21 protein-coding genes are annotated in these 22,510 nt (G+C 60.7%); 9 read left to right on the top strand and 12 right to left on the bottom strand.

All coding sequences use genetic code 11. The features are described 5' to 3' along the window. Nucleotides 1-89: 89 nt before the first annotated feature. Nucleotides 90-926 carry a ferredoxin--NADP reductase gene (locus tag LC094_RS13525; RefSeq protein WP_226553329.1) on the top strand — a complete coding sequence of 279 codons (837 nt, stop codon included), beginning with the start codon at nt 90-92 and terminating at the stop codon, nt 924-926. A 134-nt stretch (nt 927-1,060) separates the two neighbouring features. On the opposite strand, the gene LC094_RS13520 is transcribed toward LC094_RS13525, so the two are convergent. Continuing rightward, nucleotides 1,061-1,795: a translation initiation factor 3 gene (locus tag LC094_RS13520; RefSeq protein ID WP_226553328.1), complete on the bottom strand. Its 735-nt coding sequence runs from the start codon at nt 1,793-1,795 to the stop codon at nt 1,061-1,063. 149 nt (nt 1,796-1,944) lie between these two features. Between LC094_RS13520 and infC the strand changes: the two genes are divergently transcribed. Continuing rightward, on the top strand, nt 1,945-2,586 hold the full coding sequence (infC, locus tag LC094_RS13515; RefSeq protein WP_319003295.1) for a translation initiation factor IF-3: 642 nt from the start codon (nt 1,945-1,947) through the stop codon (nt 2,584-2,586). 67 nt (nt 2,587-2,653) lie between these two features. On the opposite strand, the gene LC094_RS13510 is transcribed toward infC, so the two are convergent. The 10 genes from LC094_RS13510 to LC094_RS13465 form a co-directional block, all read right to left on the bottom strand. Continuing rightward, nucleotides 2,654-4,336 carry a putative transporter gene (locus LC094_RS13510; protein WP_226553327.1) on the bottom strand — a complete coding sequence of 561 codons (1,683 nt, stop codon included), beginning with the start codon at nt 4,334-4,336 and terminating at the stop codon, nt 2,654-2,656. A gap of 171 nt (nt 4,337-4,507) precedes the next feature. After that, nucleotides 4,508-5,473: a molybdopterin-binding domain-containing protein gene (locus LC094_RS13505; RefSeq protein WP_226553326.1), complete on the bottom strand. Its 966-nt coding sequence runs from the start codon at nt 5,471-5,473 to the stop codon at nt 4,508-4,510. Between the two features lie 411 nt (nt 5,474-5,884). Continuing rightward, nucleotides 5,885-7,978 (bottom strand): enoyl-CoA hydratase-related protein, encoded by a 2,094-nt coding sequence (locus LC094_RS13500; protein ID WP_226553325.1) that lies wholly within the window; start codon nt 7,976-7,978, stop codon nt 5,885-5,887. Nucleotides 7,979-8,156: 178 nt separating this feature from the next. After that, nucleotides 8,157-8,363, bottom strand: a complete 207-nt coding sequence (locus LC094_RS13495) for a hypothetical protein (RefSeq protein WP_226553324.1) — start codon at nt 8,361-8,363, stop codon at nt 8,157-8,159. A 42-nt stretch (nt 8,364-8,405) separates the two neighbouring features. Continuing rightward, nucleotides 8,406-8,594 carry a hypothetical protein gene (locus LC094_RS13490; RefSeq protein ID WP_226553323.1) on the bottom strand — a complete coding sequence of 63 codons (189 nt, stop codon included), beginning with the start codon at nt 8,592-8,594 and terminating at the stop codon, nt 8,406-8,408. A gap of 63 nt (nt 8,595-8,657) precedes the next feature. After that, nucleotides 8,658-8,993 carry a TraR/DksA family transcriptional regulator gene (locus LC094_RS13485; protein WP_226553322.1) on the bottom strand — a complete coding sequence of 112 codons (336 nt, stop codon included), beginning with the start codon at nt 8,991-8,993 and terminating at the stop codon, nt 8,658-8,660. 99 nt (nt 8,994-9,092) lie between these two features. Next, the gene (locus LC094_RS13480) at nt 9,093-10,244 is read right to left on the bottom strand and encodes a flagellar motor switch protein FliM (RefSeq protein ID WP_226553321.1); all 1,152 of its coding nucleotides are present in this window, start codon (nt 10,242-10,244) and stop codon (nt 9,093-9,095) included. Nucleotides 10,245-10,367: 123 nt separating this feature from the next. Continuing rightward, nucleotides 10,368-13,067 (bottom strand): ATP-binding protein, encoded by a 2,700-nt coding sequence (locus tag LC094_RS13475; RefSeq protein WP_226553320.1) that lies wholly within the window; start codon nt 13,065-13,067, stop codon nt 10,368-10,370. Next, entirely contained in the window at nt 13,067-13,390 is a 324-nt protein-coding gene (locus LC094_RS13470; RefSeq protein WP_226553319.1) for a hypothetical protein, read from the bottom strand. Before LC094_RS13470 ends, LC094_RS13475 begins: the two co-directional genes overlap by 1 nt. After that, a complete protein-coding gene (locus tag LC094_RS13465; RefSeq protein WP_226553318.1) occupies nt 13,383-13,784 on the bottom strand; it encodes a response regulator transcription factor in 402 nt (133 codons plus the stop codon). The genes LC094_RS13470 and LC094_RS13465 overlap by 8 nt, the downstream gene beginning before the upstream one ends. Nucleotides 13,785-14,061: 277 nt before the next feature. Here LC094_RS13465 and LC094_RS13460 point away from each other — a divergent pair, with 277 nt between their 5' ends. Continuing rightward, nucleotides 14,062-14,859: a glutamate racemase gene (locus tag LC094_RS13460; protein ID WP_226553317.1), complete on the top strand. Its 798-nt coding sequence runs from the start codon at nt 14,062-14,064 to the stop codon at nt 14,857-14,859. 5 nt (nt 14,860-14,864) lie between these two features. Here LC094_RS13460 and LC094_RS13455 read toward each other — a convergent pair whose 3' ends face one another. Next, a complete protein-coding gene (locus LC094_RS13455) occupies nt 14,865-16,202 on the bottom strand; it encodes a helix-turn-helix domain-containing protein (RefSeq protein WP_226553316.1) in 1,338 nt (445 codons plus the stop codon). A 454-nt stretch (nt 16,203-16,656) separates the two neighbouring features. Here LC094_RS13455 and LC094_RS13450 point away from each other — a divergent pair, with 454 nt between their 5' ends. The 6 genes from LC094_RS13450 to LC094_RS13425 all read left to right on the top strand — a co-directional run. Then, on the top strand, nt 16,657-18,009 hold the full coding sequence (locus LC094_RS13450) for a substrate-binding protein (RefSeq protein WP_226553315.1): 1,353 nt from the start codon (nt 16,657-16,659) through the stop codon (nt 18,007-18,009). A gap of 155 nt (nt 18,010-18,164) precedes the next feature. Beyond that, on the top strand, nt 18,165-19,196 hold the full coding sequence (locus LC094_RS13445; protein WP_226553314.1) for a branched-chain amino acid ABC transporter permease: 1,032 nt from the start codon (nt 18,165-18,167) through the stop codon (nt 19,194-19,196). Between the two features lie 3 nt (nt 19,197-19,199). Further along, entirely contained in the window at nt 19,200-20,429 is a 1,230-nt protein-coding gene (locus LC094_RS13440) for a branched-chain amino acid ABC transporter permease (RefSeq protein ID WP_226553313.1), read from the top strand. 215 nt (nt 20,430-20,644) lie between these two features. After that, entirely contained in the window at nt 20,645-21,406 is a 762-nt protein-coding gene (locus LC094_RS13435; protein WP_226553312.1) for an ABC transporter ATP-binding protein, read from the top strand. A gap of 3 nt (nt 21,407-21,409) precedes the next feature. Continuing rightward, complete coding sequence (locus LC094_RS13430) at nt 21,410-22,159, top strand: ABC transporter ATP-binding protein (RefSeq protein WP_226553311.1); 750 nt, start codon at nt 21,410-21,412, stop codon at nt 22,157-22,159. Nucleotides 22,160-22,211: 52 nt separating this feature from the next. Continuing rightward, nucleotides 22,212-22,510: acetyl-coenzyme A synthetase N-terminal domain-containing protein (locus LC094_RS13425; RefSeq protein ID WP_319003294.1), on the top strand; the 299-nt coding region annotated here is incomplete at its 3' end.

Raw genomic sequence — 22,510 nt, 5'->3', positions numbered from 1 at the left:
GATGAGGGGACTGTGCCTTTTTGCCTCACATCAATGTGACTGACATCGAAATCGCATATTCACTACTCATTCTGCGCGAGACAAAAGAGATGACCGAGTTGACCCAAGTGACCGAAGCAAAATCCAAACCCGTCCCCACCCTGCCCGATGCCGCCAAGGTTCTGGAGGTCAAGCACTGGAACGACCGGCTGTTTTCCTTCAAGGTCGAGCGCCCGGCGAGCCTGCGGTTCCGCTCTGGCGAATTCGTCATGATCGGCTTGATGGGCGATGTGAACCCGGCGACGGGCAAAGCGAAACCGCTTTTGCGCGCCTATTCCATCGCCTCGCCGTCGTGGGAAGAGCATCTCGAGTTCTACTCGATCAAGGTGCAGGACGGTCCGCTGACCTCGCGGTTGCAGCATATCGAAGCAGGCGATGAAATTATCCTGCGGCCGAAACCCGTCGGCACGCTCGTTGTTGACGCGCTTTTGCCGGGCAAACGCCTTTGGTTCTTCGCGACCGGCACCGGCATTGCGCCTTTCGCCTCGCTGATGCGCGAGCCGGAAGTCTTCGAGAAATTCGACGAGGTGATCCTGATGCACACCTGTCGTGAGGTCTCCGAGCTGGAATACGGGCGGCAACTGGTCGAGCATATCAAATCGGATGAGATTCTGTCGGAGATCGAACAGGGCAAGCTGCGCTACTATCCGACCACGACCCGCGAAGAGTTCCACCATATGGGCCGCGTGACCGACAACCTCAGCTCCGGCAAGGTGTTCGAGGATCTGGGCATCGCGCCGATGAACCCGGAAACCGACCGTGGCATGGTCTGCGGCAACCTGGCGTTCAACAAGGACATCATGGCCATTCTCGACGGCTTCGGCCTGCGCGAAGGTGCCAATTCCGAACCCAAGGAATATGTGGTCGAAAAGGCCTTTGTGGACTGATGTCCCACTCACTCGAAACAAGACAAACCCCGCAATTCGCGGGGTTTTCTTTTGAGTATTTGCCCCAAGAAAAAGACAAAAGCCGCGCAAGATGATCTTGCGCGGCTTCCATTTTGTTCAGGATATCCTGAGACTTACATGCCCAGAAGGGTGCGGGCCTTTTCCAGGATCGCGGTCAGGATTTCCGGGTTGTTCTGAGCCTGCGTCATGCCGGTGATGATGGTCGATTTCGCGGTCTCGGAGAGGCTGGAAGAGTTCACAACTTCGGTGGCTTTGTCGAGATCGAAACCGTCGACGGTCAGCACTTCGGCAGCGGTCGCCATGTCGAAGGAGGAGGTGCCTTCTTCGGCGGCGGGTTCGGTCACCATGTCGGTGGCGGTTTCTGCCGCATCGGTTGCGGTTTCGACGGCATCGGCGGCGGCGTCGGTTGCGACATCGGCAGCGGCTTCAGCGGTGTCGGCGGCCTCTTCGGCCATGTCTGCTGCAGTGTCGGTCGCAGCGTCGGTCGCGTCAGATGCGGCATCCGTTGCGGCTTCAGTCGCCGCTTCGGTGGCGTCAGCAGCTGCATCGGCGGCGTCGGTGGCGGCCTCTACAGCGGATTCAGCCGCGTCAGATGCAGCTTCGACAGCGCCTTCAGCAGCGGATTCTACGGCATCGGTGGCGGCCTCAACGGCGTCGGAGGCAGCTTCGGCTGCGTCTTCGGCGGCTTCAGACGCGGTATCGGCGGCGTCGGTCACGGCTTCGGCGGCCTGTTCCATCACGGTGCCCGTGGTGGTTTCCGTCTCAGCGGCTTTCTCTTCTTCTTTACAAGCTGCCAGGGAAAGCGCGAGGCTGGTCATCAGAGCGCCGGTCAAAAAACGTTTGGTCATTTGTGTGTCTTCCTCACCAAATACATAAGCCACGAAGGATGTGGCCGGAATTGGGGGCAGTCTACGCTCCCCCTCCACTGCGGCATATGACATGCGTGTTACAGGAATGTAAGGGCCGCATCTCTGGTTTTTTCCCCGCGAGCGGCGATGTGCGAGAACTCGCCGAATTCGGGTTGAAAACAGGCGCATTAGGCCTTATTTTTCCGCAACACAAATGCAATGACAGACAGGAGCTTACCATAGCCCGCAGACCGCATAACGCCCCGCCGACCCGTGACACCGGACCGCGTATCAACGAACGCATCCGCGCACCGGAAATTCGCCTGATCGGCGCCGAGGGTGAAAACGTGGGGGTTGTTCACCCCGCGAAAGCCATGGATATGGCCGCAGAGGCCGGATTGGATCTCGTCGAGATTTCTCCGAATGCCACTCCGCCTGTGTGCAAGATCATGGATTACGGCAAGTTCAAATACGAACAGCAAAAGCGTGAATCCGAAGCCCGCAAAAAACAGAAGATCATCGAGATCAAGGAAGTCAAATTCCGTCCGGGCACCGATGTGCACGACTATCAAGTCAAGATGCGCAATGTGGTCAAGTTCCTTGAGAATGGCGACAAGGTGAAGGTCACCCTGCGGTTCCGCGGTCGTGAGATGGCGCACCAGGATCTGGGCCGTCAGCTTTTGGAACGTGTGGCCGAGGACACCAAAGAAATCGGCAAGGTCGAAAACATGCCGAAGATGGAAGGCCGCCAGATGGTCATGATGATCGGGCCGCTTCCCTCGAAAGGCTAAGCCTTTCAGATTTAGAACAGTCGAACCCCGGGCCTTTTGGGTGCCGGGGTTTTTCTTTGGGTTTCGCTTAGAACGCCCCTGCTCCCAGACCTGCCAGCACGAGCACCAACACCTGTGGCGCCAGAATGCGCAGGAACATCACCAACGGGTAGACCGAGACATAGGCCACAGAGGCCGCGCCCGTTTTGCTCATCGAAACGGCAAAGGCCAGCGCTGGCGGATCGGTCATGGAACCGGCCAAGACCCCGCAAAGGCTCAGGTAGTTGAACTTGCCAACGACCCGCGCGATCACGCCGACGACCAGCAAAGGCACCAGCGTGATCAGGATGCCGTAGCCCATCCAACTAAGCCCGTCGCCGTGGAAAAGCGTGTCAAAGAACCGGTCCCCTGCGACGATCCCCACAACAGCCAGAAACAACACGATGCCGAATTCACGCAACGCATGGTTGGCAGCGGGGGGCATGTACCACGTGAACGGCCCCCAATGGCCAAGCCGCCCCAAGAGGATCGCGGCCATCAACGGTCCGCCCGCAAGACCCAGTTTCAAAGGCGCCGGAAGCCCCGGCACGGCCAAGGGGATGGAGCCCAAAAGCACACCCAAGGCGATGCCGAAAAACAGCGCCGGGAATTGCACCTCCTGCAACCGCGCGTTCTCATTGCCCAATTGATGCGCCACCGCGTCGATGTCGGGTTGCGAGCCGACCACGGTCACGATGTCGCCGAAAGCCAAAGTCGAAGAGGCCTGCGCCGGAAGCTCGACGCCCGCGCGGTTGATCCGCGAGACGGTGACGCCGTTGCCTTCCAAAAACGCAAGCTGACGCAAGGATTTACCCAAGACCCGCTCTTTGGTCACCACAAGACGGGACCATGTGAGCCGCGTGCCTTTCGTCGTCATCGCGGCGTCAATCTCACGCCCCAGAATAAGCTTCATCGCCTGCAATTTCTCTTTCGGCCCCACGAGGTGCAGGCAATCGCCCAGATGCAGGATCACGTCACGGGTCGGCACCACCAATTCGTCGCCCTGTTTCATCCTTGAGGCCACGACACCATGGTCGAAAAGGTCCGGCACATCGCCCAATTTGAGGCCATCGAGATTGGCATTGGCCACCGCAATGTTCATCGAGGGCAGCGCCTCTTCACCGCTTTGGGTCTCGGCCTTATAGGCGGCCTCTTCGCGCTCCAAGACGATTTTGAACACAGCGCGAATAACGAACATAGAGGTCAAAATCCCAAGGATGCCAAAGGGATAGGCCATCGCGTAGCCCATGCCGGAATTCGCCACTTCAGAGGCAGAAAAGCCCGCGTCCCCCAGCACCTGTTGCGCCGCCCCCAGCCCCGGCGTGTTGGTCACAGCGCCCGACATGACGCCCACGAGCACCGGCAAAGGCAGATCGGCCAGCGCATAGATCATCAAGGTCATCACAACCCCACCCAAGACGATGCCAATAGCCGCAAGATTGAATTTAAGGCCAGATTTGGCAAACGATGAGAAGAAACTCGGGCCGACCTGAATGCCAATCGTGTAGACAAACAGGATCAGGCCCAGTTCCCGGATGAAATGCATCACCTCGCCATCGAACTCTATCCCTGCACGCGAGGCGATATGGCCGATAAGAATGCCGGAAAACAACACGCCACCGATGCCCAGCCCAACCTTTCGGATTTGGATTTTACCCAGCAAAAGTCCCAAAGCGCCTGCGAGGCAGAGCGCCATGGTGGTCACGGCGATATCGGAGAGAGGCAAAGACATGAGACCGCTTTCTGGGGGAGGAGACCCGGCTGTCGTAAAGTCAAATTTGGCGCGATTGTGCGCGCTTCACCCACAGAGGTAAGTGATATGTGTCAATTTTCTGCAAATGCATAACGGTCATGCAAGGAGAATTCCCGGCGCTTGCCTTAGAAAACGCCTTTCGCCCAAGACTTACCCGCGCGGCAAAAGACCCCCGACGCCCAGGTTGGCCAAGTCGTCATCCGAAATGCTAACCCCGCAAACCAGCCGCTCAAAGACCCAATCCGTGCCATTCAAAGCCGTCAGACGGGCACAGTCCGGCAGGCCCAAAATGGGCACAGAGCCCAGCCCGCCTGCGAACATCGAGGCGCCGGGATCGACCGGAATGCCAAAGCGCGTGATCACGCCCCCGGCGCGCCGGACGGCTTCGGGGGCGACGTCATGGCGATCCACCGTGGCGCGCGCGGGCAGGATCAGGACGACATCTCCGGTGACCGACAAAAGCACCTCAGCCAGGGCCTCTTCGCGATGGGCGACCACGAGGCTATTGGCCATTTTGAGCCCCAAAGGCGCGAGCCGCGCACGAATCGCCGCCTCGGCACCCTGCCCCGCCTCGCCGCCCTCGACGGTCTGGATCAGCGTCACTGTCTCTGCCAGAACGGGTCGCAGGCGGATCATATCCTCGCCCTCGCTCAGCACCCGCGACAGGGCAGATCGCTTCACCGCCAAGGGCGTGATCCGCAGTTTGGCGATCACCTCGCCCGCGCAGGCCCTTTGGAATTGCCGCATGGTGATCACCGCAATTCCCTCATCAACCCGGTTCATCCGGGTGATGCCCTCCGTGTCGAGACCAACGACACCGGGCGCTGTGGCGATCAGATCGAGACAGCCGAACGGCCCCTCCTCGCGCCGCACAGACGCATCGCCCAGATTGGGCACAAGTGCCTTGGCCAACCGCGCCACCGCCTCATCGGCAGGCACATCGTGAGGCTCGACCTCCACCACCGGGATCTCCGCAATCCCCGCCATGGTCAGCGCCGCAATGTCTTCCGGGCCGATCTGGCGCCCACGCACAATCTTCGCGCCAGAGGCCAGCGTGATGTCCCGTGCCAGCAAAGCCCCTTTCGAGTGTCGCAGCGATCGTGTGTCGAAAATCATCTACACCTCTCCTCCTGCGCTCACTGTGCACGCTCCATGAGGCATGACAATGCTTACCAGACACTTAACGGCACAGCGGAAGATCAAATCGAGAGGCGGGCAAAAAAAAGGCGTCACAGGAGAAACGCAAACCCTGTGACGCCAGTATGGTATTCTGCCCACGCACAAAAGGCAGGATACGGCGCGGACGATCGGAAGGAGAGTCCGCGGGAGGAATGCAAGGCTCCTTGTCTGACTGCTGACACCGGAGCCCTGCGCTCGAGATAAGGAATATGTCAGGGGAATCGCGAAAACATTGATCTCGATCAACCGCATGTCCGAAGGGCATATTGACCACGCTGCAGAGCGGCAAAAATCGGCGTGATTCGACCTTTTGAGCCGCAAAATCCGTCTCGATTAGAACCCTAACCCTCAGATAAGGTTCAAACTTTCAAAATTATCGCCATTTTTGACCAATTCACGCCAAATTGTCGCAGGCTCCCAAATATCCGGCGCCTGATCGGTAAAATTGCGCAGCCGAATCTCGGCATGCAAAAGCCCCATGAGATCCGCCGCCTTCATCGGGCCACCGCGATAGCGCGGATAGCCCTTGGCCAGCATCATCACCACATCGATGTCGACCGGATGCGCGACCCGCCCCGATTGCAAAAGCCGCGCGCCCGCGTTGGCTTCGGCCAGAACGATCCGCTCGTAGATGTCCTGATCCGACAGCCGCAGATCGGGCACGCCGCCCTGACGCCGCAGATCGGCCAAAATGGCTTCGGACGTCGTGTCATCGCGCCCGCCATCCTCAGGATAGTCGTAAAACCCCTGTCCCACGGCTTTGCCTTTGCGGCCTTCGCTGACCAAAAACTGCGCCACGGCGCCCGACATAGAGGTGAGACCCATCGCGTCCATGACTTCGCAGGGCCCCGCCGCAAACCCATAGCTCCGCATCACCGCATCAATCCGCGCGGGCCGCGCCCCCATGAGCAAAAGCACGTCAACGGCGGACCAGCCTGCCTCCTGCACAACATTGGCGATCAACCCGTCGCGGGCGCGCACGGTCACCGGCACCTTGCCGATGCGGCGGGCAAACCCGTGGGCCGTTGCCAGCGCCGTGAGGTCAACGCCTTCGCAGCGGGCCAGTTCGACCACACGCATGGCTTGGGGCGGCGCAAAGAAATGCAGCCCGACAAAGCGTTCGGGATGCGCCAGGTCCTGTGCAATCCGGACAAAGCCGCGGTCCGCGACGGTGGCCAACACCGTGTTTTCCGGCAGGAATTCCTCGATCCTGGACAAAAGGCGCGCGCGCGCCTCAATCGAGCTAGAGGTGGCGTCGAGCACCAGATCGGCCTCGGCCAGAGTGTTGATTTGTGTGGTCGCGATCAGGGATTTGAGACGTGAATCACGCTGCTCTGACGTCATCTGGCCCTGTTGCACGGCACGGGTGTAGACGGACTTGATCCGCTGTTCATCGATCACAAGCTGATCGGCAGAATTGCCCAAAAGCCGAACCTCGATGTCGTGATCGAGGGCGGCCATCGCGATGCCGAGGGTGAAATTGCCCGATCCCACAAGGCCCAGCGTCTTGACCTCGCGGGGCGCGGCCGCCTCCGCCCCGATCAGACGCGCGGCACGGCGTTCGGAGAAAAACGCATGGCGCAGGGCTTTCGACTCTTCGGTCGCGAAACACTCTTCACGGGCGACCATTTCGCGGCGCACCCCGGCGTCAAAAGGCAACATCACAGCGGCTTCGACACAGTCGATGATCCTTGCCGGCGCAATGATCCGCGCGCCGTGAATTTCTTCGCGCCGTGCTGCGATTTCCTTGAAATAACGGGCCCCATCGCGCAGCCCCTCGCTGCGATCCCGGCTCGGGCGCGGGCCTTGCCCAGTGGCGATGAGGCGTTTTGCGAACTCCACCGCCGCTTCGCCCGTGCGCTTTGGCGCCAGCTCATCCACCAGCCCAAGTTTGGCGGCTTGTGGGCCGGACACAGGTCGTCCAGAGAGCAGCAATTCCAAGGCAGGCCCCGCCCCGATGAGACGCGGCAAGAGTTGCGTCACCCCACCGGTGGGCACGAGGCCAAAGGTAATCTCAGGGGCACCCAGACGCGCGGCGCGCCCCATGACGCGGTAATGCGCCGCCAGCGCGAGCGCCAATCCGCCCTCAAGGGTCGAGCCATGCAATGAGGCGATGACGGGTTTGGGGCAGGAGGAAATTCTGTCGCAGAGCGCGGTGAGGCTGGGGGCGGCGTCTTGGGCCAGAAGTGTGTCCGGCGCAAAACCGGTACAAAAGGAGGCGCCGGTGCCCATGAGCACGAGGGCTTTCACCGCGGGGTCTGCCTCCGCCTCGGCCAGACTGTCCCATAGCGCTTGACGCAGCTCTTGGGTCAACAGATTGACGGGCGGGCGCGACAGGCGCAAAAGCGCGATCTCGCCGTTGCGCTCGAAAACCACGGCGGCATCATGCGCCGCGCTTGGTTGTCCCATCTGGTCCTGCCCGACCGCCTTTGTTTCACTCATACGCAACCGCCCCCTGACGTGTCGCGGGGAGGTGCCTAGGATCACACGCCGACGGCTCAGCCGGAGTTATCCACAGGTTCCCCACAGGTTTTCCACATAATGGCGGAGGGCATGCCCTTAAGGCAAGATGATTTGAGCGTGGACCGCACCACGCGAGATGGCTCCGGGGCGTTGCGGCCTAGGTCGGCGGATAAATCCTGTCGGCGACGCTTTCTTCTAATTCCGCCTCCAGACGCACGAGATCTTCGGGCAGCGGCAGACCCAAGGCGGAAAGCTCCGCCAGTTTTTCGCGCAGGCTCTCCTGCAAGATATGGCGATCCGCCGGGCGCGCCGCGATTTCGTCCAGAATCATATAGACCTGAGTTTTCAGGGCTTCGAACGCCATGGCGCCCTCCTTTCCTACGACATTTGCGGGCCTTTGCAGCGCTCAGACCGGCATATTGTCCCACATGTCGTCATCGTCGTCCTTCGTGGCCTCTGGGCGGGCAAAATGCGCCTCAGGTTCCGCAAAGGATTGATGCAGCTTGCCTTTCAGGGCCTCTGCCGTCTTTTCGTCTTTTACGAGATCATCGACGATCCGGTCGATTTCCGCTTCGGTCTTCGTCACTTTGGTCATGTCTTTCCTCCCTGAAGTCATGGTCACGCCTTCTGCCCCCTCTCGCAGCAGACGTGTCGCAGATCAGTGACGCGCGGCGTTCCGCGCCGCGCACTCCCGGCACACTGGGGTATAGGGTAGCACATCGAGGCGTTCGGCGCTGATGTCTTCGCCGCAGACGGCGCAAATTCCGTAGTCTCCGGCGTCCATCCGCTCAAGGGCGGCGTTGATCATCGCGATCTCGGCCTTGCCAGAGGCGCCCATGCCTTCGAGGACTTCATCGCCCTCGCGTTCGGTGGCCAGCTCTTCCCAGTCCTTCGACTGATGAGACTCCAGCTCCGCATCGATCTCTTCCAAACGGTCTGTCAGCTCCGCCTTGCGGTCCAACAATTGCGCGCGTCTTTTGTCATAGGTGCTCATGATGGCTTCTCCCTGAGTATTAAGATCAACCCAAATCATGGGAAAAGCCTTGATTCACATCAACAGCAGGCGCGAAATCCGGTGCGAAATCTGAGCGAGTTACTCAAGCGGCGGCAGATCGCCCATGGCCGGGAAGCCCTCGCCATCGCCAAGCGGAGGCAGGTCGCCCAGCGGAGGGAGATCCCCCCCGCCAAGTGACGGCAAGTCCCCCATCGCGGGCAAATCGCCCATGGCCCCCAGAGGTGGCAAGCCGCCCAGATCAGGCAGGTCATCGGGCCCGCCCGCCATATCCCCCATCCCCGACAAGGCCGGGAAATCGGAGGGACCAGAGAGCCCGCCCAAATCGCCCGCGCCGAACATATCGTCGCCCAAATCCTCCTCATCGCCTTCGACGCAGAGGACAACCCGCACGGCGCGTTTGCCATTGATCTGGCCCAGGCGCGCGCGGCTGACCAGACGATCGTCGGCGCGCAATTCGACCCGCGACAGGGCCTCGCGCGGGATCGGGATCATCATGCCCTCGGTCAGCGAGGTGACATCGGCAAGCGTCAGGCGCACCCGGTGCAACACCGTGTCGAGCCGGGCCTCGGATTTCAGCACGACATTCTGGAACGTGCTGCTGAAATCGCCCGCGCCCTCGTCCATGGTTTTCGGCTTCGGCGCCGCATAGGGGAAGACAAAGAACACCTCGCCCTCACGTCCGCCGCGCCCGAGCTTCACAGACACGCGGTAAAGCCGGTAAGGCACGTCGTCGAAGGCAATCGCGATGGAGCGCGCCTCACGCAACTGGGCGGCAACGTGAAACCCCGCGACCTCCGGCGGATCGGCGACCTCGGCGACATGGGTTTCGAACTGACGCAGCACGCGGTTGCACAGCTCAGAACACATCACCGCATCGGTGGCGGTCGGCGGGCGGTCCTCAGGCGGTAGGTTCAACACCTTGCCGGTGGTCTGTTGTTCTACGATGGCGGAGACGGCATTCTTGTCCCAGACAGCCAGCCCATAGGCGTTGTTCGGCCCCTCCAGAAGCGACAAAAGCGCATTGTCGGGCACCTGCCCGGGCAGGCGCGAGATGGCGGAGCGTTCCTCGGTGACATCCAAAACCTGAAGCACGAGACCAATCGTGTCCTCCGCCGCTTTCGCCATGGCGAGGCGCAGCGCCTTTGCGGGTGACATGGGCTGGACATCCGGGGGCGGACGGCCCACGCCCGCCTTGCGGCGCATCGCGGAAATGATGTCGGCGTCTGACATGGGAACGGCAGGCTTTCAGGGGTTTCGCTCAAATGGACTCCCGATCCCTTTTCAACGCTTAAAGTAAACAAATCATTGAAGCGGGATAAAAATTCGCCGGATCGTCGCATCTCAGGCACAACCTCAATCCCGCAGCCGCACGCGCGGCAGTTCCAGGCGAAACGCGGCACCACCCTGCCCCGGCAGATAGGCAATCGTGCCGCCCAGATTGGCCATGATCTCGCGACAAATCGCAAGGCCAAGCCCCGCGCCGCCCGCCTTGGCGTGATCGGTCAAACGCGAGAATTTCTCGAAAATCACCGCCTGTTTGTCCTTGGGAATGCCGAATCCATTGTCGATAAAATCGATCTGGAGGCGGTCGTCGTTTTTGCGCCGGACATGGATCGTCAACTCAGGCCGGGGCGCATCACAATATTTGCGCACATTGGCGATCAGATTGATGAAGACCTGCGCCAGACGATCCGGGTCGGTCTCAATCGCGATATGTTCAGACAATTCAGTGCGCCGGATCAGCAGCCGCACGCCACCGCCCGCCTCGGAGCTTGCATGTAGCGCTCGGTCGATCACATCGTGCAGGTTCGCCCGCGCCCAGTTGAGGCTGACCTGACCGTTTTCCAAGACCGACAGATCGAGCAAATCATCCAACAATCGCGTGAGACGCTGGGCCTCGTCATGGATGATCGTGGAGAACCGCTCAAGGCTTTCGGCGTCCATCTCGCCCGAGTGCCCGGCCTCGCGCAAAATCTCGGAAAACGCCCGGATCGAGGTCATCGGCGTGCGCAATTCATGCGAAATTTGCGACAGAAACGCGTCCTTTTGAATGGAGAGCGCCGTAAGTTTTTCGTTGGCCTCGCGCAATTGCCGCGCGGTGCGGGCCAATTCGTCGGATTTCATTTCGAGCTGGCTGGAATGCTCCATCATCTGCGCGGTCTCATCGGCCACGGCCATCAGGTCCTCGACCGAAACCAAGACCCCGCCCGCAATCTGGCCCAGCATCGCATGCGCCGTGGCGGCCCCGACAGAGCCCGCCATTTCACGCTCCAACCGCTCGATGAAAGCGGGCGTGGTATCGGGGAGATAGCCCTCCTTGCCCTGGGCTTCGGCCTCCGATTGGAACAGGTTTTGCGCCTCGGCGGGGCCCAGAATGCGCTGCGCCATGACCAAAAGGTCCTCGGCCTCGGCAAAGCCATGCGACCAGCCGCGTGTCGAGCCGGAATGCTCGAAAACATTGACGAATTGCGCGCCTTGCAGCCGTTCGACGGGACGCGGGAAGGACAAGAGCGAGCCGAGGATAAAGAGGACCGTGTTGAGCGCCAGAGACCAGCAAATCGCATGCACCACGGGGTCCACCCCCTCGACGCCGAACAAGGCCTGCGGGCGCAGGAAGGTGAGGCCGAAGGGTCCATTTGCCAAAAGCTCCGGCGTAAATCCGGAGGCCGCACCGAAAGACGGCAGAAACATCGTGTAGGCCCAGACAATAAAGCCCAAGACCACGCCACCGATGGCGCCGATCCGCGTGGCGCCGCGCCAGAAAATGCCGCCCAGCATGGCGGGCAGAACCTGCGCCACGCCGGTAAACGAGATCATGCCGATGGAGGCCAGCGCCTCTGAGCCGCCGGAGAAATGGAAATAGAGGTAGCCCAACGCCAGCACGCCAAAAATCGACAGGCGGCGGGCGTAAAGCACAACCCGGCGCACATCGCCCGAAACCATCGCGCCGCCCGAGCGCGACGACAGCCAGATCGGCATGACAATGTGGTTCGACACCATGGTCGAAAGCGCAATGGCGGCGACGATGACCATGGAGGTGGCCGAAGAAAAGCCACCTAAGAAAGACAGCGTCGCCAAGACACGGTGGTCATAGTGCAGCGGCAGGGTCAGGACGAACATGTCAGGGTTCGAGCCTTGGGGGAGGACCTCAAGCCCCACGACCGCGATCGGGATCACGAAAAGCGACATGCCGAAGAGGTAGAGCGGAAAGGCCCAACCTGCTGTGAACACATGGTTTTCGTCGGAGTTTTCGACGACCAAAACCTGAAACATTCGCGGCAAAGTGATGAGGGCGGCCGCCGACAACATCGTGAGCGCGATCCAGCGCGTGCCCATGATCGGATGCTGCGACACGGGCGAGGCGTCGATGCGCGCCATCAGGTCCCCGACCCCGTCGGACAGCCCCCAGACGACAAAGACCCCGACCGCCACCAGCGCCATGAATTTGACGATGGCCTCCAAAGCGATGGCGGTCACCACGCCGTGATGGCGTTCGTTGGCGTCGAGGTTGCGGGTGCCGAAAAGCGTGGTGAACAACGCCAGACCGGTGGCCACCCAAAGCGCGGTTTTGTCGAGATCGGGCAGCACCGCCCCCGTCGGATCATTGGCGCCAAAGACCGCGAAAGACAGCGCCACGGATTGCAATTGCAGCGCAATATAGGGCGTCGTGCCGATGACCGCCAAAAGCGTCACCAAGACGCCCAAAGTGGTGGATTTGCCGTACCGCGACGAGATCAGATCGGCCACGGAGGTGATCCGCTGCACCCGCCCGATCCGCACGAGTTTGCGCAAAATCCACCACCAGCCGATCATCATCAGCGAGGGCCCGAGGTAGATCGTCACGAACTCGAGCCCCGAGCGCACCGCGTAACCCACGGCGCCGTAAAAGGTCCAGGCGGTGCAATAGACGGACAAGGACAACGTGTAGACCCAGGGCGAGCGCAGCCAGCCCAAACGCCCGGCTTCGGCGCGTTTCTCGGCCCAGAAGGCCACGACAAACAACAGGGTCGCATAGGACAGGCAGGCGAGAACGAGAATGTTGAACCGCAGCATCAGCCTGCGTCCTCATTCGGTAGGTCGCCGGTTTTTTCCGGGGTCTTCAGTGCCTCAACAGGCCCTTCCGCCCGGCGCAAAGCGCGCGACAGCCAGATCGTCGCCAAAAGGCCCAAAGCCCAGACCACGAAAACATGCAAAAACGCCCGCGCCCCCGCGCCCACGGGGCGATCCGTGCCCTCGCCGCCCCACAAAAGCGGCAAAAGCCACAGCCCGAACATGAGAAAGGGCAAGAGCCTGAGCGCGTCGATCAGACGCCTGCGCCGGTAAGACGCGCGGGCCAGATAGAGCGGCGCGCGGCCCTCAGCCCGGCCATCAGACATGGGCCTCATCCGCCCCCGCGCCCGACGCCCCAGACGCCAAACGCCGCACGACCTCAAGCATTTCGGTGTTGGAGAACGGCTTGGTCATGAAATGCGACACGCCGGCGGCCTCGGCCATCTCACGGTCCTTTTTCTGGCCGCGCGCGGTGAGCATCAACACGGGCCGCGCGGCGTGATCCGCCATCTCGCGCAGCTCGCGCAGGATCTCGAAACCGGATTTGTTCGGCAACATCACGTCGAGAATGATCACATCCGGCCGCTTGCGCTCGACCGCGGCCACAGCCGTCGCCCCATCCGCATGGGTCTCCACCGTCCAACCATCGCGCGACAGGATGAACCGGATCGCCTCGATGATGTTCGGCTCGTCCTCGATCAAGAGCACGCGCTGTCCCATAATTGCATCTCTCCCCCTGGTTGATGCAGTTTATGGCGCTTTGTCATGCTTATGTCAAAAAATCCTGTGCTTTGCCCTCCCGCGGCAACGCCCACACGATCCGCCAATAAGACCAAGGGTACGGGCCGATCCAGGAAGATCAAATCTGCAACCCCCTTTCGCCGTCTTCCGAACTTTGCCCGGGCCCCCGCACAGTCTAGGTTGCCCATCGCACATTCAAAACCACGGGGGGGGGGCCGAAGCCGCGATCTGCCTTGCCCCGCCAAAGGAGCGCCTCATGCAAAACCCCATTGCCGTGTTTGACGCCGGTATCGGCAGCTATGCCATTGTCGATGAAATCCACAAACGCCTGCCACAACAGGACATTCTCTATTTCGCGGATCGCGCCAGTTTTCCCTACGGCCAAAAATCCCCGGCACAATTGCGTGCCGTCATGCAAAGCACCCTGTCGCGCCTTCAAAGCTACGACCCGGTCGCCATTGTCATGGCCTCCAACGCACCCTCGATCATGGTGCTCGACGACATCCGCGCCTTCTGCAATGTGCCTCTCTACGGCGTTTTTCCACCGCTGGAGCAGGCGCTGGATCTCTCGGTGACAGGCCATGTTGGCATTATGGGGGTCGCTTCCCTGACCGAAAGCGAAATGCTGACACGTTTCATCGCAGCCCGAACCGATCAGCCGCAAAACGTTGCCCGGATCAATGCGTCCGCAATGGTCCGTTTGGTCGAAAGCGGGGCGTTCCTATTCGATCCCGATGCCACACAACAGGCGGTCTCGGTCTTTATGGAGGATGTCTTCGCCCGGCATCCGGATATTGACACGCTCACCCTGTCAAGCACGCACCTGCCATGGCTGCGCCCATTTTTCGAACGTGCCCGCCCGACCTGTCGCTTTCTCGATCCGGCGGCGGACATTGTCACGGCGCTCTGCACCCGGATTGAGGGCACAAACGCCTCAGGAACCGGCCAGATACAGGGGCTGGTCACCGAAACGCCCGATTATGACCTTGCCACTTTCCGCAAGATGCTGGCCCAGATCGGCGCAGACATTCCACTCACACCTGTGACGTCCTAACCTGCTCAGTCGTCTTCCGGCACCTCAAGCACCATCGAGGGTTCGCGCCGCGCCGGGCACTCGATGCGGGCGCAGACACGACAGGACGTGCCGATGCCATGCACTTCGCCGTCGCGTACCTCCATGTCGAGCTGATCCAAAGGCATGAAAAGCATCGTCGCCTCGATCACCTCCGGCGCGTCGAAGCTTTCCGGGCGTTGCGGCTGCGCAATCGCATAGGCGAGGTAGCGGCGTGGCGGTTGGCTATGCTGTTCGACCACGCGTCTGACCGGCACCATGGGGCGCAAGAGCGCTTGATAGAGCGGCCAGAGCGGGCATGCGGCACCAAAACGCGGCGGCGCAAAGCCATCGAGCGGTTTGCGGTGGGTCAGCGCGCCGGAACCATCGCAGATCGCCAAGCCCATCGGCGGGCGCGTCTCAGAGGCCGGAAGGCTCGCCAGACGCCGCATCGCCGCCGACAACTCCACCCCCATGGCCTGCGCCAGCGCTGAAGGGTCGGGACCGTGGCGCGAAATGATCGCCTCCACCATAGCTTGCGGCATTTTCTCGGCCTCGGCGCGGGCGCGCAGCACCCATTTGCGCGCGAGACTGCGCGCGGCGGGGGTGCGCAACCCGCCCTCGCCTGACAGATCGGGCATCTTGCCCTGCTCCAGCTCCGGCAGGACGAAATCGCGCGCCGCCAGCCAGGCCTCCACCTCTTCGAGCGGCGAGGCCAGCGTGTCCTCGGATTTGCCCACCGTATCGAGATAGCTCACCAGCGCCTGCGAGCCGTCTGCGAGGCGTTGACTGTCCTCATAGAGGTTGCGGTGAAAGCGCGCCTGCCAATCGCGGTCGATCTCGCCCGCGTTGTTGAGAATGCCCGCGGTCGAGCGGATCGCGGTCACGGTGGAGAGCACCTCGTGCAGACTGTCGGAGAGAAACGGGTCATGCGCGAGACGGTCGTTCAGCGCCTCGACCCGGCGTTCGAGCGCGGTGATCCGGTTGCGCTGCGCCACCACAAGCGCCGCCCAGCCGGGAAAACGCCCGGCGAATTCCTCGGCGCGTTGGGTTTCCGGCAGGCTGACGGGCTTGCCCTCCTGTGGCCGCAGCCCGCTGGTGCTGGCAGCCTCTTGCAGGCCTTCCATCAGCGGCAGTTCGGCCCCCTCAGACAGAGCCGTCGGCTCGACGCCCAGCTCGCGCGCCAGATCGATCAACAACTTGCCGCCGATTCTACGCCGGTTGTGTTCGATGAGGTTCAAATAGGCCGGAGAGATGCCCACGGCGCGCGCCAAATCGGCCTGTTTCACGCCTTTGAGCGTGCGTCTTTCCCGAATGCGCGTGCCCGTTAACGCTGATCTCGGCATGTTTGCCCCCCTCTTCCCGTGTAATCCGCTGCGCGGATCGCCTTTGACCGTCCTTCGCTATAAAACTCGTTTTTCAAACGCAGCACAAAATTCCGACGCCTTCTCAAGGCTTTTCCGCGCGCGCAAAGCACAGTATTCTGCGAATGCGGGAAAACGGATTTACAATGCATACAATAGTATTGTGTAATCATTAACAAAAAAAGTGTTAAATACAAAGCACTTGTTGATGGGTTTTCGAAGGTCGCCCAATACTACTCCCATCTCGTTTACAGCCATAACTTGAGTGCCTCACACCTCGGCACGAACGGGATCTGTGCATCGCCTGGGCTTCGGGGAGGAACTCCGGGCGATGCACCGAAGACCGCAGGCGACCGATCTGGTCCGAATGTCCGGGCCAAATCTGGGCCACATGCCTGCGCCGAATTGATGGGCCGAATATCTGGGAGGAATATAGATGTCCAAAACCGATCTGACACGCCACACAACACGCCGCACGGTGCTAAGAACCGGAGCCATTGCCGGCGCCGGTCTGGCGCTGCCGACGATTTTCACCTCTGGCGCCCGCGCCTTTACCAACGAACCGATGGGCGGCACCGTGACGCTCGGCTTCAACGTGCCGCAATCGGGCGCCTATGCCGACGAGGGCGCCGATGAGCTGCGCGCCTATCAATTGGCGGTTGAGCACCTCAATGGCGAGGGCGACGGCGGCATGCTCAACACCTTCAGCTCGAAGGTCTTGGAAGGCAACGGCATCATGGGCAAGAAGGTCGAATATGTGACCGGCGACACCCAGACCAAATCCGATGCGGCACGGGCCTCGGCGAAATCCATGATCGAAAAAGACGGCGCGGTGATGATCACCGGCGGATCAAGCTCGGGCGTGGCCGTGGCGGTGCAAGGCCTGTGCCAAGAGGCAGGCGTGATCTTTATGGCGGGGCTGACGCATTCCAACGACACAACCGGAAAAGACAAGAAAGCCAATGGCTTCCGCCACTTCTTTAACGCCTATATGTCGGGGGCAGCCCTCGCGCCGGTGCTGGCCGCGCGCTATGGTGCGGATCGCAAGGCCTATCACCTGACCGCCGATTACACCTGGGGCTGGACGCAAGAAGAAAGCATCGCGGCAGCCACCGAAGCCTTGGGTTGGCAGACCGTGAACAAGGTCCGCACTCCCTTGGGCGCTGGCGATTTCTCGTCCTACATCACGCCGGTGTTGCAAACGGATGCGGATGTTCTGATCCTGAACCACTACGGCGGCGATATGGTCAACTCGCTGACCAACGCGGTGCAATTCGGGCTGCGCGAAAAGATGGTCAACGGCAAGCAATTCGAGATCGTCGTGCCGCTGTTCTCGCGTCTGATGGCGCGCGGTGCGGGCGAGAATATCAAAGGCATTTTGGGCTCCACCAACTGGCATTGGTCTTTGACCGATGAGGGGTCGCAGGCCTTTGTGCGGAGCTTTGGCACCAAATACGGCTTCCCGCCGTCGCAGGCCGCGCACACCTGTTATGTGCAGACGCTTTTGTATGCCGATGCCGTGGCGCGTGCTGGATCGTTCAACCCCTGTGCCGTGGTCGAAGCGCTCGAAGGCTTTGAGTTCGACGGGCTGGGCAACGGGCCGACGCTCTACCGCGCCGAGGATCACCAGTGCTTCAAAGACGTGCTCGTGGTGCGCGGCAAAGAGAACCCGACGTCCGAGTTCGACCTCTTGGAAGTGGTCGAAGTGACGCCTGCGTCTCAGGTCACCTACGCTCCAGATCACCCGATGTTCGCGGGCGGCGCGCTCGGGGCCTGTAACGCGGGCTAAGCCGTTCCACGCGAGGGGGTAACACCCTAAAGGCAAGAGGCGGCCCGAACCGTAAGAGCGGCGGGCCGGCCATATTCCACACGACAGTCAAACCAAGGCCCCTTGCGGATTTCACCCGCGAGACCGGGAGAGGTTTGGCGCAACTGGGGGAAACCATGGAAACCATCCTTCTGCAATTGCTCAACGGGCTGGACAAGGGCTCGGCCTATGCGCTCATTGCGCTGGGGCTGACGCTGATTTTCGGCACTTTGGGCGTGGTCAATTTCGCCCATGGCGCGATTTTCATGATTGGCGCCTTTTGTGCCGTGACGCTGTCCAAGCTGTTGAACCTGTCATTTGAGACGATTGATCCCGACAAGGTCGATTTCCTCGGCAATCCGGCCAAGATCAAAACACCCTATGTCGAGGCCTGGTTCGGACCTGAATTCGGTCATGCTTTGATCGACTGGTCGGTGCCTCTGGCGATCCTGTTTTCCATCCCGATCATGATCGTGGTGGGCTTTGCCATGGAACGCGGGCTGATCAAGCATTTCTACAAACGCCCACATGCCGACCAGATTCTCGTGACCTTTGGTCTGGCGATCGTCTTGCAGGAGATCATCAAGTATTTCTACGGTGCCAACCCGATCTCGACCCCTGCTCCCGATGCCTTCAAAGGCTCTTTTGATTTCGGCGCGATGCTGGGGTTCGATCCCAATCTGATCATCTACCCCTACTGGCGGCTGATCTATTTCGGCTTTGCCGCGGTCGTCATCGGGGCGGTGTTCTCATTCTTGCAATTCACCACCTTTGGCATGGTCGTGCGCGCCGGCATGGCGGATCGCGAGACCGTGGGACTATTGGGCATCAACATCGACCGGCGGTTCACCATCATGTTCGGGCTGGCCTCGGCCGTCGCGGGCGTCGCGGGCGTGATGTATGCGCCGATCCTCTCGCCCAACTATCACATGGGGATGGATTTTCTGGTACTTTGCTTTGTCGTCGTGGTGGTCGGCGGCATGGGCTCCCTGCCCGGCGCTGTGGCTGCGGGGTTCCTCTTGGGCATTCTTGAGAGTTTCTCCTCGATGAATGCCGTCAAATCGGTGCTTCCCGGCATCGACCAGATCATCATCTATGTCGTCGCCATCGTGATCCTTCTGACCCGTCCGCGCGGTCTGATGGGCAAAAAAGGCGTGATGGAGGAGTAACTTATGTTCGGGCTTAACAAAAAAGACAGGTCTTTCCTGCTGATCGTGATTGCACTCACTTTGCTAACGCCGATCCTGTTGCAACCCTTTCCGGCGGGATCGGAACTGGCACAGTTCAACGGCGGCTATCCCGATCTGATGCAGAAAATCGCGATTTTCGGCATCTTCGCGGTCGGGTTCAACATCCTCTTTGGCCTCACCGGCTATCTCAGCTTTGGCCACGCGGCCTTCCTTGGCATCGGCTCCTATGCCGCTGTCTGGATGATGAAGCTTTTGACCATGAATGTGATCCCCGCAATCATGCTCGCCATGGTGGTCTCCGGCCTCTTCGCCGCCGCCATCGGCTATGTCTCGCTGCGCCGGTCGGGCATCTACTTTTCGATCCTGACACTGGCCTTCGCGCAGATGTCCTACAAGATGGCCTATTCGGTGCTGACCCCTCTGACCAATGGCGAGACCGGGTTGCAGCTTGCCCTCGACGATCCACGCATCCTCGATGGCGCAGCAGAGGGCAGTTCCTTGCCCGTGACCAACATCTTCGGTCTGGCGATGAATTCCTCTTATAAACTGGAGGCTTTGGGCCGGGTGTTCACCTTTAATGTCGGCTATTATTTCTGCGCTTTCATCGCGATCCTGGCCTTTTACGTGGCCATCCGGCTGTTCCGGTCTCCCTTTGGCATGATGCTCCGCGCGGTGAAATCCAACCAGCAGCGCATGACCTACACCGGCCTCGATCCGAAACCCTACACTTTGGCGGCCTTTGTGATCTCGGGCATGTATGCGGGGCTTGCGGGCGGGCTTTTGGCGGCGATGGACCCGCTCGCGGGCGCGGATCGGATGCTTTGGACCGCAAGCGGTGAAGTTGTGATCATGACCATCCTTGGCGGCGCAGGCACCCTGATGGGGCCGGTTCTGGGCGCGGGTGTGATCAAATATCTCGAGAACATCTTCTCGAAGATCAACGAAGGCGTGCTGCATGGCTGGTTCTCTTTCCTGCCCGACGGCGTCGAAGATGTGGTGATCTGGATCTTTGCGCGGTTCACCGGCGAGGGCTGGCACCTGACCCTTGGCGTGACCTTCATGCTGGTCGTGACCTTCCTGCCGGGCGGTCTGATCGAAGGGCTGCGGCGGCTGTCGAAACGGATCAAACACGGCTCGCAAAAGCGCGACAAATACGATGACCCGGACCCGGAGCACCGCCCCGACCCCGGCAAACGCGTTGCAGGAGAATGAACATGACCTCACTCCCGATCCCGGCGCGGAGCAAAGGCCGCAGGCCGCCGCGCCATCGCCTGACCGTCCCTCGGTCTGGCGATTTGCAAAGCCCCACACCGATGCAGTGTTACCCGGATTTTGCCAACATAAAGCACGCCGCTGAAACCTCTTATCGCCAGCCCCCGGTCAGCCGACCGCACGGCTTGCACATCGAAACATAAGGAGGACCACCCATGGGAATTCTTGAAGTCAAAGGCGTCGGCAAACGCTTCGGCGGCCTTCAGGCCTTAGGCGACGTCACCCTCTCCATCGAGGAAAACACCGTCCACGCCATCATCGGCCCGAATGGAGCGGGGAAATCGACGCTGCTCAATTGTCTCGTCGGCAAACTCATCCCGGATGAGGGTTCTGTCACCTTCGCAGGCACTTCGGTTCTGGGCCGCAAACCGCATGAGATCAACCAGTTGGGCATTTCTCGCGTCTTCCAAACCCCTGAAATCTTTGGCGATCTCACGGTGATGGAAAACATGATGATCCCCTGTTTTGCCAAACGCGACGGCGCCTTTCGGATGCATGCCATCGAGAGCATGGAGCAAGAGGCTGAGCTGATCGCCAAGGCCGAAGCCATGCTCGCCGATGTCGGCATGTTGGAGAAACGCGAGATGATCGCATCGTCGATGTCGCGCGGCGACAAGCGGCGGTTGGAGATCGCCATGTGTCTGGTGCAGGAGCCGAAACTTCTGTTGCTGGACGAGCCCACGGCGGGCATGGCGCGGGCCGACACCAACAACACCATCGCGCTTTTGAAAGAGATCAAAGAGACCCGCGACATCACCATCGCGATCATCGAACACGATATGCATGTGGTGTTTTCCTTGGCCGACCGGATCACCGTTCTGGCGCAGGGCACGCCTCTCGTTGAAGACACCCCCGACAACATCAAGGGCAACCCCAAAGTCAAAGAAGCCTATCTGGGCGAAACGCAGCAGGTGTAAAAGATGAGCGATACTTTCAACCCGAACGCCAACCACGCCCAGAACGCGCCCGCGTTTTTCTCCGCTTGGGATGTGCATGCGTATTATGGCGAAAGCTACATCGTGCAGGGCGTCACCTTTAACATCCACGAGGGCGAAATCCTCGCCCTTCTGGGCCGCAACGGTGCGGGCAAGACCTCGACACTTCGTGCGCTGGCCCGGCTCGACAGCCCGGCGGTGACCCATGGTGAGATCTGGCTCGATCACAAGCATCTTCATACCAAGACCTCCTATGAGGCCGCCGTCGAAGGCATCGCTTTGGTGCCGGAAGACCGCCGCATCATCCCCGGCCTGACGGTCGAAGAAAACCTGCAACTGGCGCAGATCGTGGAACCCGTCGGCTGGTCTCTGGATCGGCTCTATGATCTTTTTCCGCGCCTCCGCGAGCGGCGCAAACAGGAGGGCATCACGCTCTCGGGCGGCGAACAACAGATGCTCGCCATCGCCCGCGCGCTGGCCCGTGACATCAAGGTGCTGCTTTTGGATGAACCTTACGAAGGCCTCGCGCCCGTCATTGTGGACGAGATCGAAAAGACGCTGCGCATCATCAAAGAGCAAGGCATCACCACCGTTCTGGTCGAACAAAACGCCGTACGCGCCCTCAATCTCGCGGATCGCGCGGTGATTTTGGACACCGGGCGGGTGGTCTACGATGGTAGTGCTAAAGAAGTGCTTGAGAATGAAGCGCTCAGAGCCGAATATCTGGCCATCTGAGACAACGCCCCTCCCGAAGCGCCGGGCCGGGCCAGCTTTGGGAGGAGCCAGCATGACCGACACATCCTATTCCCCATCCGACGCTTTCGCAGCGAACGCCTTGATTTCCGAGGAGAAATACGAGGAGCTGTACAAACAATCCATCGAGGACCCCGTTTCCTTCTGGGCGGAGCAAGGCAAGGTTCTCGACTGGATGGAGCCCTACACGCAGGTCAAGAAGACCTGTTTCGATTTCGGGCGCGTGGACATCAAATGGTATGCCGACGGCGTCTTGAACGTCTCCGCCAACTGCATCGACCGTCATCTGTCGAAAAAATCCCTGCAAACCGCGATCATTTTCGAGCCGGACGA

Origin of the sequence: Celeribacter naphthalenivorans (genome assembly GCF_020524585.1) — a bacterium.
In the GTDB taxonomy this organism is placed as follows: Bacteria; Pseudomonadota; Alphaproteobacteria; order Rhodobacterales; family Rhodobacteraceae; genus Celeribacter; species Celeribacter naphthalenivorans.
Note: the sequence above shows the minus strand (reverse complement) of the source record. Positions and strands in the feature narration are given on the sequence as shown.

Excerpts from the sequence above, each read along its gene's own strand:
- LC094_RS13525 (WP_226553329.1), top strand. The coding sequence starts at position 90 with ATGACCGAGTTGACCCAAGTGACCGAAGCAAAATCCAAACCCGTCCCC.
- LC094_RS13520 (WP_226553328.1), bottom strand. The coding sequence starts at position 1,795 with ATGACCAAACGTTTTTTGACCGGCGCTCTGATGACCAGCCTCGCGCTT.
- LC094_RS13510 (WP_226553327.1), bottom strand. The coding sequence starts at position 4,336 with ATGTCTTTGCCTCTCTCCGATATCGCCGTGACCACCATGGCGCTCTGC.
- LC094_RS13505 (WP_226553326.1), bottom strand. The coding sequence starts at position 5,473 with ATGATTTTCGACACACGATCGCTGCGACACTCGAAAGGGGCTTTGCTG.
- LC094_RS13500 (WP_226553325.1), bottom strand. The coding sequence starts at position 7,978 with ATGAGTGAAACAAAGGCGGTCGGGCAGGACCAGATGGGACAACCAAGC.
- LC094_RS13495 (WP_226553324.1), bottom strand. The coding sequence starts at position 8,363 with ATGGCGTTCGAAGCCCTGAAAACTCAGGTCTATATGATTCTGGACGAA.
- LC094_RS13490 (WP_226553323.1), bottom strand. The coding sequence starts at position 8,594 with ATGACCAAAGTGACGAAGACCGAAGCGGAAATCGACCGGATCGTCGAT.
- LC094_RS13485 (WP_226553322.1), bottom strand. The coding sequence starts at position 8,993 with ATGAGCACCTATGACAAAAGACGCGCGCAATTGTTGGACCGCAAGGCG.
- LC094_RS13480 (WP_226553321.1), bottom strand. The coding sequence starts at position 10,244 with ATGTCAGACGCCGACATCATTTCCGCGATGCGCCGCAAGGCGGGCGTG.
- LC094_RS13475 (WP_226553320.1), bottom strand. The coding sequence starts at position 13,067 with ATGCTGCGGTTCAACATTCTCGTTCTCGCCTGCCTGTCCTATGCGACC.
- LC094_RS13470 (WP_226553319.1), bottom strand. The coding sequence starts at position 13,390 with ATGTCTGATGGCCGGGCTGAGGGCCGCGCGCCGCTCTATCTGGCCCGC.
- LC094_RS13465 (WP_226553318.1), bottom strand. The coding sequence starts at position 13,784 with ATGGGACAGCGCGTGCTCTTGATCGAGGACGAGCCGAACATCATCGAG.
- LC094_RS13460 (WP_226553317.1), top strand. The coding sequence starts at position 14,062 with ATGCAAAACCCCATTGCCGTGTTTGACGCCGGTATCGGCAGCTATGCC.
- LC094_RS13455 (WP_226553316.1), bottom strand. The coding sequence starts at position 16,202 with ATGCCGAGATCAGCGTTAACGGGCACGCGCATTCGGGAAAGACGCACG.
- LC094_RS13450 (WP_226553315.1), top strand. The coding sequence starts at position 16,657 with ATGTCCAAAACCGATCTGACACGCCACACAACACGCCGCACGGTGCTA.
- LC094_RS13445 (WP_226553314.1), top strand. The coding sequence starts at position 18,165 with ATGGAAACCATCCTTCTGCAATTGCTCAACGGGCTGGACAAGGGCTCG.
- LC094_RS13440 (WP_226553313.1), top strand. The coding sequence starts at position 19,200 with ATGTTCGGGCTTAACAAAAAAGACAGGTCTTTCCTGCTGATCGTGATT.
- LC094_RS13435 (WP_226553312.1), top strand. The coding sequence starts at position 20,645 with ATGGGAATTCTTGAAGTCAAAGGCGTCGGCAAACGCTTCGGCGGCCTT.
- LC094_RS13430 (WP_226553311.1), top strand. The coding sequence starts at position 21,410 with ATGAGCGATACTTTCAACCCGAACGCCAACCACGCCCAGAACGCGCCC.